The organism is Vibrio sp. J1-1, assembly GCF_021728395.1.
In the GTDB taxonomy this organism is placed as follows: Bacteria; Pseudomonadota; Gammaproteobacteria; order Enterobacterales; family Vibrionaceae; genus Vibrio.
Map to the genome: position 1 here is coordinate 130,717 of NZ_JAKKCM010000005.1, position 12,123 is coordinate 142,839.

10 protein-coding genes are annotated in these 12,123 nt (G+C 39.2%); 1 reads left to right on the forward strand and 9 read right to left on the reverse strand.

Annotated elements, in window-relative coordinates:
- Positions 1-5 precede the first annotated feature (5 nt).
- From L3V31_RS09945 to L3V31_RS09975, 7 genes are all read right to left on the reverse strand, one after another.
- Entirely contained in the window at positions 6-977 is a 972-nt protein-coding gene (locus tag L3V31_RS09945) for a CapA family protein (protein ID WP_237315897.1), read from the reverse strand.
- Complete coding sequence (locus L3V31_RS09950; RefSeq protein ID WP_237315898.1) at positions 970-2,226, reverse strand: oligosaccharide flippase family protein; 1,257 nt, start codon at positions 2,224-2,226, stop codon at positions 970-972. Before L3V31_RS09950 ends, L3V31_RS09945 begins: the two co-directional genes overlap by 8 nt.
- Positions 2,223-3,248 (reverse strand): NAD-dependent epimerase/dehydratase family protein, encoded by a 1,026-nt coding sequence (locus L3V31_RS09955; protein ID WP_237315899.1) that lies wholly within the window; start codon positions 3,246-3,248, stop codon positions 2,223-2,225. The genes L3V31_RS09950 and L3V31_RS09955 overlap by 4 nt, the downstream gene beginning before the upstream one ends.
- A gap of 162 nt (positions 3,249-3,410) precedes the next feature.
- Positions 3,411-4,691, reverse strand: a complete 1,281-nt coding sequence (gene tviB, locus L3V31_RS09960) for a Vi polysaccharide biosynthesis UDP-N-acetylglucosamine C-6 dehydrogenase TviB (protein ID WP_237315900.1) — start codon at positions 4,689-4,691, stop codon at positions 3,411-3,413.
- A 202-nt stretch (positions 4,692-4,893) separates the two neighbouring features.
- Entirely contained in the window at positions 4,894-7,059 is a 2,166-nt protein-coding gene (locus L3V31_RS09965; RefSeq protein ID WP_237315901.1) for a polysaccharide biosynthesis tyrosine autokinase, read from the reverse strand.
- Between the two features lie 89 nt (positions 7,060-7,148).
- Positions 7,149-7,592: a low molecular weight protein-tyrosine-phosphatase gene (locus tag L3V31_RS09970; RefSeq protein WP_237315902.1), complete on the reverse strand. Its 444-nt coding sequence runs from the start codon at positions 7,590-7,592 to the stop codon at positions 7,149-7,151.
- A gap of 75 nt (positions 7,593-7,667) precedes the next feature.
- Positions 7,668-8,804, reverse strand: a complete 1,137-nt coding sequence (locus tag L3V31_RS09975; RefSeq protein ID WP_237315903.1) for a polysaccharide export protein — start codon at positions 8,802-8,804, stop codon at positions 7,668-7,670.
- Positions 8,805-9,771: 967 nt separating this feature from the next.
- Between L3V31_RS09975 and L3V31_RS09980 the strand changes: the two genes are divergently transcribed.
- Complete coding sequence (locus tag L3V31_RS09980) at positions 9,772-10,779, forward strand: sugar transferase (protein WP_237315904.1); 1,008 nt, start codon at positions 9,772-9,774, stop codon at positions 10,777-10,779.
- Between the two features lie 78 nt (positions 10,780-10,857).
- Here L3V31_RS09980 and L3V31_RS09985 read toward each other — a convergent pair whose 3' ends face one another.
- Together L3V31_RS09985 and L3V31_RS09990 are read right to left on the reverse strand one after the other, a co-directional pair.
- Positions 10,858-11,598: a glycosyltransferase family 2 protein gene (locus L3V31_RS09985; protein ID WP_237316085.1), complete on the reverse strand. Its 741-nt coding sequence runs from the start codon at positions 11,596-11,598 to the stop codon at positions 10,858-10,860.
- 10 nt (positions 11,599-11,608) lie between these two features.
- Entirely contained in the window at positions 11,609-12,118 is a 510-nt protein-coding gene (locus tag L3V31_RS09990) for an acyltransferase (RefSeq protein WP_237315905.1), read from the reverse strand.
- Positions 12,119-12,123 lie beyond the last annotated feature (5 nt).

A 12,123-nucleotide genomic window follows, 5' to 3' on the forward strand; every position in this document is an offset into this window, starting at 1 on the left:
CCAATCTAGAATCTAATAAAACTTTTTAACTGGCTCTTACTTGGAACCTTTGGTGATTTCAAAAACCTAACTAAACTTCTAGATTTGAAAAATAATTTCTTGTAAAGATAATAGTGCTTCTCATTAGAAATTTTAAAATTTGGTATTTTAGTATTACTTTTATATACTCTTTCACCATCAAATTTTGTAGTATAAAAATCTGATTTAAGGTCCTCTCTTAGCTCTACAACAATAGACTTTTTGTTGTAACTATTTTGCTTTTTAATATATCTTCCTAAAAATTTATTTCCGTCGTAGTGTGACGGTACATCTAAATCGGGGAAAATGAAATTACCTAATCCATAATAAATAGATTTACCTTTATACAACTCTACAGGCTGTATCACATGAGCATGGTGACCAATAATAAGGTCTGCGCCAAGATCAATAATTTTTCTTGCTAGATTAACATCTTTTGGCTTAGCTACAGATATCTCTTCATCTCCCCAATGTAACTGGACAATGACAAAGTCGGAATTTTTTTTAGTATTATCAATGTCTTTTGAAATCCTTCTTTCACATATTTCAGCCACACCATTAGTCCCTTTGCCACCGAAATTTGGATGTGTTGAAGGACAGCAGTACCCTAGTAAAGCTATTTTTTTATTTCCACACTCAATAATGGATGGGTTATTATAGTTATTCTCTTCTGAACCAGCCCCATAGAACTTAATATTCTCAGAATTAAGGTATCTGATGGTTTTTTCAAATGAAGAGTTTCCATAATCCATTATATGATTATTAGCCAAGCATACTGCTAAGGGTTTACTCTTAAAAGTATCTAGAAGGTTTGGCCTATTAACACCCAAGTTAACCTTATTTCTACTAGGTTCGCCATCATTATATAAGGGATATTCCAAGTTTATGATTACATTCTTGAAGTCAAGATCTAACTTATAAGTATCATCTAGATACACGTCACCTAAAATACTAAGCATTAGAGCTATTCCTCTTTAAATACAAAAATACATATGAAATCAAGAATAAGTTAGTAGAAACACTTATTAAAATAAACAATGAAATAGCCACTTCATATGATGTGAAAAAATAATATCCAATCAGGATCGATAAAGCCCTACCAATTACTGATATTATCTCTGTCTTCAATTGTATTTTTTGTAAACCTAAAATACTAAAAGTAGCAATTGACGGTGAATTAATGAACAAAAAGAAGAACCAAATAATCATCATTTTTGCCAGATTACCAGCTTCTTTCCACTCCTCACCGAAAACTAATGCAAAGCATTCACCACCCCAAATAAGAACTACTATTAATGCAGGTATAAATAGCTTTGCTAGATTAAATGTTGTTTTCTTGTACAAGTTGAAAAAGCTTTTACCTTCTGAGTTTAACTTTGATGCAGCTTGGTAATATACCTCTCTTGTTGAAGAACCGACTAAAGAAATTGGAACTTGTAGTACTTTTACTGTTAAGGCAAATAATCCAGCAACTGCTGGATTAAACAAAGCTGTAAATAATATAACAGGCAGATTCTGTGATACCGCGTTTATAAAAACAGTCGTTGATTGGTATTTAGGAAAGTTGATATACCTAGAAGCATTCAATCTCATTCTAGATATAACTATTTTATTAATTGACAAGTTAACTATTGATTTTCTACTTAGCTGAATAACGAAGCTAATTAACTCACCAACAATTCTTCCAACAAATAACCCATTAAAATCAAATAATGATTTTGATGAAATTTGAACCCCTGACGAGGAAGCAGTATTTAATAATCTAGCTAAAGAAATAGTTTTATAAGCTCTAAATTTACCATTAGATGCAGATAATATTTGGTTGGATCCTACAAAAAACACCAATAAAGGAACAAAATATATAATATTATTATTGTAGCCAATCGCCTCATTAATTTTATCTCCAAATAATATAATTACTATAAGTGTGGCCAATGTAAACAAAGAAGTAATTATAAAGGAAAGCTTTACTAGCGCTTCTGTATCTAAAACTCTTTTCGGTAACATGATCGCCTGATCATACTTAAGACTAGACACTAAACCAATAATAGTTGATATTGATAATAAGAACGAGAACGCCCCGAACTCTGTAGGATTATATATTCGTGTGATAACTGGAATAGCTGCGAGTGATACAATTTGAGCAGCTAAAGTGCCACTCATGAGAGTGGCAATATTTTTTAAGTAACTGTTTTTCTTGCTGGTCATTTCACTATATTTTCTACATACCAGTTAACTGCTAAGTTAATCCCTTCTTTAATTTCAAACTCAGGATTGTAGTTTAATAATTTCTTAGATTTAGATATATCCGCTTGAGAGTGTCTAACATCACCCACTCTAAATTCACCATATTGTGGCTCTATTTTTGTTTCTACATTTATTGATTTCAAAGATATTTTAATTTCATCAAATAATGTATTTAAAGTAGTTCGTCCACCAACAGCTACATTATAAACATCACCTCGTGCATCATCACAGGCCGTTGCTGATAATATATTAATTTGAACTACATTATCAATGTAACAAAAGTCTCGACTTGTTTCACCATCACCATAAATGAACACCTCTTCATTATTGATCATGGCAGATGTCCACTTAGGAATTACCGCAGCGTAAGCGCCATTTGGATCTTGGCGACGACCAAATACATTAAAATATCGCAAGCCTGTTGCTTTAAAACCATAAGTTCTCGCATAAACTGAAGCATAAACTTCATTGACATACTTAGTTACTGCATATGGTGAAAGTGGGTTACCGATGTTTTCTTCTACTTTTGGTAGTGCTGGGTGGTCACCGTATGTCGAGCTGCTCGCGGCATAGGTAAAGCTGCTTACCCCTTCTTCTTTTGCGGCATCCAGTATATTTAAAAAACCGGTTATGTTCGCAGCATTTGTCGTTAGTGGATCAGCGATAGAGCGAGGTACAGACCCCAGTGCTGCTTGGTGCAGTACGTAATCAACACCTTTTACGGCTAGTCGGCACGTTTTCGGCTCACGGATATCACCTTCAATAAAGGTAAAACGATCCCACTGTGCTTCACTTACCAAGCTTTTAACCTCATCTAAGTTGTGCTGATGCCCAGTCGCGAAGTTATCCAGCCCCACGACAGTTTGATTAAGCTTAAGCAGTTTTTCAAGTAGGTTTGAGCCAATAAAGCCCGCAACACCCGTTACTAACCATGTTTTTGGTGATTCAACTAGCTCTTGTTGGATTTGTTCGTATTTGGTCATTGTATTTTCCGTGATGGGGAAATGAGTGATCTTAGATGAGGCTGGGTGAACTGTGTCGGGAGATTCTGAATCACGCTCGCAGTGTAAGGACACTAGTTTCCTGCCCATGATAAAACTCAGGAGTCCAAGTATTCGTCTCCTGAGTTTTATATTTACCTTAGATTAAAGACGCATATCTACGCATTCTTTGTCTAGGACGTATTTTAGGTCGTACAGTACGTGTTCTGGCTTGCCCAAAGCACGAATTTTATCGACGCCCATTTCTTTAAATTCATTGTGAGAGACTGCCATGATGATGGCGTCATAGTGGTCTTGCTTTTCTTTTTCACAAAGCGTTAAGCCGTATTCATGCTGCGCTTCGGCATTTGAACACCAAGGATCCATAATATCGACGTTGATGTTGTATTCTTTTAGCTCAGAGATAATATCAACCACTTTGGTATTACGAAGGTCTGGGCAGTTTTCTTTAAACGTAAGCCCCATAACAAGCACGTTTGCGCCTTCTACATGAATACGTTTTTTCAGCATCTTTTTCACAAGCTGAGATACAACATATTGACCCATGCCATCGTTTAGGCGACGACCTGCCAAAATCATTTCAGGATGGTAGCCCACCGCTTGCGCTTTGTGCGTTAGGTAGTAAGGGTCAACACCAATACAGTGACCACCAACTAGACCTGGACGGAATGGTAAAAAGTTCCATTTCGTGCCTGCCGCTTCTAATACTTCTAAAGTATCGATACCAAGCTTGTTAAAGATGATTGATAACTCGTTGATCAATGCAATGTTTACATCACGCTGAGTATTTTCGATGACTTTTGCAGCCTCGGCTACTTTAATTGTCGATGCTTTGTGTGTGCCTGCTGTGATGATCAATTTGTATAGTTGGTCTACAAATTCTGCCACTTCAGGCGTCGAGCCACTGGTAACTTTAAGGATATTCGTTACTCTATGCTCTTTATCACCAGGGTTGATTCGCTCTGGTGAGTAACCAGCGAAAAAGTCTTGGTTAAACTTAAGGCCAGATACACACTCAACAACAGGAATACAGTCTTCTTCTGTAGCGCCTGGATATACCGTTGATTCATAAATAATGACATCACCTTGGCTAACAACGCTGCCCAACGCTTCAGACGCTTTAATTAAAGGCGTCAAATCTGGCTGTTTATGCTCATCAATTGGGGTAGGTACGGTAACAATGTAAACATTGCACTGCTTTAATTCTTGAAGAGAGGAAGTGTAAGAAAGGTATTTTGCTTCTGCTAATTCATTGTCGCTGCATTCTAATGTGCTATCAAGACCTGCTGATAACTCATCGATACGTGACTGGTTTATATCAAAACCGATGGTTGGTGACTTTTTGCCAAACTCTACCGCAAGCGGTAAACCAACATAACCTAAGCCGATAATACCAACGTTAGCATTTGAAACATCAAATTGCATTTTACTTATTTCCTTAATTTTATTTAGAACTTGATTAACCTCGGCCTCAGATAGTTCAGCATCTGAGGCACTTTGTATTTACTTTTTATTATTCTTATAAAGCCAGCGCACGTTGAATTATTTATTGTCATTAACTGTTGTTATGTGCAACTTCTAATAGTTACAACAGGCTCCACACTACATTTATTAATACTTTATTCTTTTAAGTGTTATTACTTGAGTATTCATAGTTGTAATATCCATAACCGTAAGAGCTAGAGGCTTTTTTCTCGATCGCGTTAAAGATAACGCCTTTCACCTCAATGCCAGACTGCTGGAATCGGCTGCGAGCAATGTCTATTTCTTTTGCTGTATTTTGACCAAAGCGTGCCACCATTAGCGTAGTGCCAGCAAAAGCGCCCACAATACTTGGGTCAGTTACGGCGAGAACCGGTGGCGTATCAAAAATCACTAAGTCATAGTTTTGGGAAGCCCATTCCACTAACTCTTTAAGTCGTGGGTGCATTAACAGCTCTGAAGGGTTTGGCGGTATTTGACCACGGGTAATAACGTCTAAGTTCTCAATTGGCGAGGATTTGACAGCCTGGTTGGTATCAATTTTGCCGCTTAATACATCCGATAGGCCATTTTCCGCACTTACCCCTAACGAATGTTGTAAGTGACCCTTTCGCATATCAGCATCAATAAGCAATACTTTTTGTCCAGTTTTCGCTGTCACTGCCGCGAAGTTAGTAGAAATAAACGACTTACCAATATCTGGTGCAGGGCCAGAGATCATCAGTACGTTGTTTTTTGCTTCCATCATCGCAAAGTGGAGGCTGGTGCGTAATCCGCGCAGTGCTTCTATAGAAAGATCAGCAGGGTTAACTTCTGCCAGTAATGACTGTTCCTTGTTTTGCTTTTTACGCTTAGCTTTATTGGCTATATCAAGCTGAAGAACCGATTTTGGTACACTTGCGTATACAGCTAACCCAATTGCTTCAATTTCATCAGGAGATTCCACTCCTTTGTGAAGAGCAGCCTTTACGAGTACAACTGCAACACTTAGCATTCCACCCACTAAGGTCGCTAAAACTACAATTAACGGTTTTTTCGGCTTCACGGGTGCTGCATAAGACTGTGCAGTATCAAGAATGCGTACATTACCCACCGTGCCTGCTTTAATAATGCTTAGCTCCTGCACTTTATTAAGCAGTTGAATATAAATTTGTTGGTTTACTTCAACGTCACGCGTCATGCGAAGCACTTCACGTTGAGTTTTTGGTAGCTTTTGAATTTGCTGGTTTAAACGTTCTTTTTCGTTTAACAACGTTACTCGTTTATCCAATAAAGATTTGTAGGCTGGGTGATCTTTGGTAAAGCGCTGACTAATCTCGCTCTCTTTAAATGTCAGTTCATTCAACTGTGCTTCAAGCTCAACCATCACTTTCAACGTCGACTGCGCCTCTAACCCTAAGTCAATAGAGTCGTTAGCCTGACGAAATTGATTCAGCGAATCTTCTGCTGTCGTTAAACTGTTCTTTATATCAGGTAAACGCTCTTTTAGAAAAACCAAGCTTTTTTCGGCTTCTGCTGATTGTCTCTCTACATTTTGTAGGAAGTAAGTTTGGCTAATATGATTCAGGATATCGGTGATTTGGACACGGTTTTCACCCGTAAAACTTAGTTGAAGTATTCCAGTCTGCTTACCACGCTCACTAATCGATAGGTTGAGCTTCAGCCATTCAATCGCATCTAAACGACTGCGTTTAGCGATGTTAAATTCTTGACCACTATTAGCGTGGATTGAAGTGACAAACAGCTCATAACCATTGTTCTTAGCTAACTTACCGGCTTCTCCCTCTAGGACTACCAGATCATCTTCACGAACTAACTGATAAGTTTGCTTTTCCGTATCTACCACAACTAAATGGTGCTTTAAGCTCATTGCAAAGTCAGGTATTACATAACGGCTGACCGTAATTTGATTAACGTCGCCCGACATTCGTGCCAAGCCTTTACCTATAACAGGAAAGTAATCAGGCGTAACAACCGTGGTTAAGTTAAATTTATCAACGGTGTCACCTAAGATCATACGCGATTTAATGATTTCTATTTCTGTAGTGGCAGAAGACTCCTGTGAGAAAAGTTCGCCCATGTCTCCGACCAGAGAACTAATTCCACCTGAGTTTTTAGATTCAATTTGCAGCAGTGCGTCCGCTTTATAAACGGGCGTGGATAGAAGAGCGACAGCTACCCCTCCAACTGCAAATAAAAAAGTGGTGACTAAGATGGTCCATTTCGCGTCTAACAAAATGCCAAACAGCTTACCTAAATCCACTACGTCGGAAGTGGCTTCGGCAGAGGGTCTTTGTTGTGGTGTTGTCATAATCTATGCTAATTCTTATTTTTAAACAATCGCCCCTAGTGGAACAATTTGAAAAGTAAACTTGTGGGTCTAATTTGGTGAGGTAAGCGTTATTTCAACTTTGCCGCCCAAGCGTGAGCTGACTCTTCGATAAGCTTATAAGCGTGATCAAACGCCTCTCTGCTCTGGCGATAAGGGTCTGGGATATCAACTTGCCCCATCCATTGACCAAATAGCATGGTTTTGCCTCGGGCTTCTGGCGCAATCTCGGTCAACACTTCTTTATGCGCTTTTTCCATCACAAGAATGAGATCATACTGAGCGCACAACTCCGAGGTGAGTTGCTTAGCCTGATGGTCAGCTAAATCCACACCATGATCGGCAGCTATTTTTTGGGCCATAGAGTCTGCTGGTTTACCAACTAAGCCACTCTTTTGGGAGGCTATGCCTGAAGAGTCTACAGTTTTATTTGGCAATAGCTTTTTGAGAATCGCCTCGCCTGTTGGAGAACGGCAAATATTCCCTACACACACGACTAAGATCTTGTTAAACATGAATCACGCCTATAGTGAAAAAAGGTCTAGAATAATTCGGAACCAAGTCAGGTATAACCTGGTACCACTTTTGCTCTATGGCCAATTTCGAACTCGTAACACCCCTTCCGTCAGCTCATTAAAGCCAGAGATTGTAGGGATAAGCTGAGAGACAACACGGTTCCAACGTGTAATTGGGGCTGCTGTCACATAAACCACGTCATAAGGTTTGAGATTAAACTCCGTCCCTACCACAAGCGCAGACGCATCTTGAATGTCTAATTGGTAAATATCGGCCATACGCTCTGACTTATTATCGGAGGTACGTATCACAAATACGCCCGTCGCATCAGCAGAAAGCTGGTCAATTCCTCCGACATTACTCAATGCTTCAGTCAAACTCATTCCTGCTCGGTCAATTTTAAGCAGTTTAGGACTATTCACTTCGCCCATGACAAAGACTTTTTGCCCGTCGTTACGCGGTACGTGAATAATATCACCCGCCTCTAACAAGCGGTTTTGGGTTAAATCACCACGTTGCATAAGGGAGTAAAGAGAGATTGGTTGCTCTTCACCATTTCGAGTCAAGGTAACATTTCGCCAGTCAGCATCTTCAGCAAGACCACCGGCACGGTTCACCGCGTCTAATATCGTTAGTGGAATGTTGGTTATAGCCTGTTGACCCGGCTGACCTACTTCACCTGTCACGTAGGCTTTTTTAGAGCGAAACGCCGCGACGTTAACATCTACTTGAGGGCTCTCAATATACTTTGCTAGGCGAGCAGCAATATCAGCACGAATCTCACGTACTGTCTTTCCTGTCACTTTCACTACACCAATATACGGATAGAAGATGGTGCCATCAGCATGTACCCAGTTACCAGCCTCTGACGCGCTTCGGTAAGAGCCAGCAGGAATAGTCAGCTCGGGGTGGTCCCAAATCGTCACGTTTAGGATGTCACCAGCTCCTACTCGGTACTCATATTGGGCAATCTGCTGATCAAGCTCTGGGTTGGCTTTAGAGGTAAAATGAGCAGCTCTATTGTAGCTCGCTACCGTTTTAGCATTGAGCGTATGCAGATTAACGACTTCAGAAATGTCAGCCTTCTGATCAACCTCAATAAGAGTTACAACGTTTTCACTATTTGTAGATAGATGAGATCCCGGCAAGGTACAGCCGACTAGTAAGGCGGGCGCTAGCATTACTAGCAAAAATTTTGATTTTAGTTCCATGTAAGCCAAATAATAAAGAGTTAAAGAGTATTAGCAGGTAATATTACGGAAAACACACTAACATCAGCTACAGTTAAGTGAAGGCAAGGGCTTACCGCCCTCAAGAGTTGTGATATCTATCGAAAGAATCATCGCAACAAGCCATAAGTGTTTGATTTAAAGGAAGTGACATTTGCATTGATGCTTGTCTTGAAAATTGACCTGAAATTTACATTTATTGATATTTTTCAAAATAATGTCAAATCTGTAGTTTTAGGCTTGAGCACACGTATTCCATGTGTAAAATTCAGGCTAGTAAAACATCTTTAAGACGCTACCGCCCATTGGCTGTACGCAAACCACATAGCGCTACCCCCCACTATAATGAAAAGTAGTGTTGAGTTTTACTGACGTTTCTGTTTTTAAGACGCTGAAAAATAGCGCCTATTTCTTATAGTTTTCAAGCGCAAACATTATCCATATTCTGCTCAAGATCACAACACCTTTTCGAACTCGTAAAGAAATGTGGATCTTAGTTCCATTCTAAAAATGAGCTCGTAGTTAGTATTTTGGGGTATCTACAGGTGGGATACTCAAGAGCCATTTTTGATGATATTGGACACGCTCTAAAGCATACTTAACGCTCTTAACTAAACTCTTAATTGATAGGTTATGTCATTTGCAATTAATTCCTATCATTTGAGTTTAAATTCGATGTTGTGCAACTGGTTAGCCAGCATATCTTTATATTGCCTCTCATTCCTCTACTCTAAGGATTATTTTGGTGGGCAAATACTCACAACCATAAATTGATGTTGTGTAGGAAATCACCGCAAAAACTTTAAAAAGAAGACCTATTTTAGGTTGAAAAGTGTGTCTTAAACGATTAAAACAGAGCTTATAAGAAGTACAATTACTACAATAAATAAACTATAATTTGTGTTTACGTTACTAAGCTTGGCTAACCAACTAATAAATAATTATTAATATGACCGATACGATCAGCGATACCATTCAGAAAAGAGATGCGTTGGAGTTGCCAGCGAACGATTCTATCGAAGCAAATGCTACCTTTTCGAGTACGACCTCTAAGCATCTGGAATCATGTATTTATATCTACTGCCCCAAACCTGATGAGGACAAGATCGCAAGAGTCTTAAAACGACACCCAGAAATAAACGCTCAAGTAAACAACTACAGCATCAGGGACTTTAAGAGCAAGACGCTTTGTCACTTCAAAAGCTCACATTTGACCCAAGAGCAGCAGGCATTTTTAGTTGCCGCGACTGAACTTGGTGCTTGGGTTGAGCCTCTAGTCAGTTACTTTGATCGTTCTCTTGGTTATACGGAAACAGAACTCTTACATAGTGGTTACTTTTTACATCAAAAAGCTTTTTCTATCCTTTCTAACCGTAAGAACAGCTGGCAAAAGCGAGCAATCGATCTCCTATTTGTATTCATTCTTGCTTGGATTGCTATTCCTGTTGGTCTAATTGCAGCGTTACTTATTAAATTAGAGTCGCCGGGGCCAATATTTTTTAAACAACGTCGTACTGGTCAGTACAATGAAGAGTTTGAAGTCATTAAGTTCCGCTCAATGCGTAACGACGCAGAGAAGAATGGCGCGCAGTGGGCGACCAAGAATGACGCTCGTGTGACAAAAGTCGGTAACTTCATTCGTAAAACTCGGATTGATGAACTTCCTCAGTTAATCAATGTCTTGAAAGGCGAGATGTCGATGGTAGGTCCTCGTCCTGAGCGCGAAGTTTTCATCTCTGAATTAGAAAAAGAGATTCCATACTATCGTTTTCGTCATGCTGTTAAGCCAGGGGTAACAGGCCTAGCTCAAGTAAAATACCCTTACGGAGCGTCAGTGGAAGATGCTGTTTGGAAGCATAAATACGACATTTTTTACATCAAACATCAGAACTGGAAAATGGAAATAAAGATTCTGTTTCTTACGGTCAAAACAGTTCTGTTTGGGATGGGTCGTTAAGCACAGACACACACAATAAAAAGAGCAGTAACCATTGGTTACTGCTCTTTTTAATATTCTAATTCTGATGTCCCAACACTATCGTTTCGACCGATGTTTCATCGTCCCTTTTACCGCATAAACTGCAAATGTAAATAAACTCTTAGGCAAGCTTAACCCTACTACATCCCTATAGAATCGCCACTGGTATGACAATACGGTAAGTTTATTTGCCGTCATCCCAGTATCCATTCTGTACTTAGCTAATGGCTTGGGAAGACAATATGCTTTAGGAGTATCTTTCAATATATCTAACCACAACCCCATATCTTGACGCTTACGAATAAGAGGCATATAACGCTTACCAAGAGATTTCGTATCATAAATCGCTGTTAAACAACCAATAACGTTACTGTACATCAGTTTTTTGTAAGTTGTATATTCAGGTGCAGTTACAACGTTCAATTCTCCTTCGCTATTGAAGCGAGTATAGTGAGTATACGTCAGTGGGTAGTCGTTCTCTGTCATGAACGAAATTTGCTCTGAAAGCTTATCTTCAGTCCATAAATCGTCAGAATCCAAGAAAGCAATAAATCGTCCTTTCGCCTTTTCTATTGCTAAGTTTCGGCTAGCTCCAGCCCCCGAATTCTCTTTATTTTGGTATGGGTGTATGTTTTCATACTTATCAGCATATGCTTGAATAATCTGCCAAGTATTATCAGTAGACTTGTCATCTACTATTATAAGCTCCCAGTTTTTATATGTTTGGGATAGTACACTTTGAATGCTTTCTATAACTGTTTGCTCAGAGTTGTAAGTTGGCATGATAATAGAAACCATAGAAATCAATTTAGAGTTCCTCTTTGATCAATCTAACCGGACTACCTGCGTACAAACCTACTGCAGTAAGTTTCTTGTTAACGTATGAGTTTGCTCCAATCAAGCTACTATGGGGAATATTTGCTCCAGCGCCGACAACAACATTACCAGCAATCCAAGTTCCTTGGCCGATAATAATCGGGGAACCTGTCGGTTTTCCAAATCTGTAAGATCCGTTCTTCTTAGTGTGGTTTGACGAAACAAGCAAAGTATTAATACCTATTAGAACTTCATCATGCAAAGTTATTCTTTCGCGAGCATTTATAACAACGCCTGTTGCTAGAAAGACATTCTCTCCAACACTTAAATTCGCCAAGCCTAATATCCTGACGCTAGAAGCAACCTGAAAGTTCTTACCACAACTAGGCATGAAAAAAGAGTATAACCACCCTCGGAACCTCATTATAGTAGGAGCATCAGGAAAGAAAAAAGTCACCCCCCAAACAAACCAACTGTACAAAAAGTTTAGTCTTTTCTTCATACTTA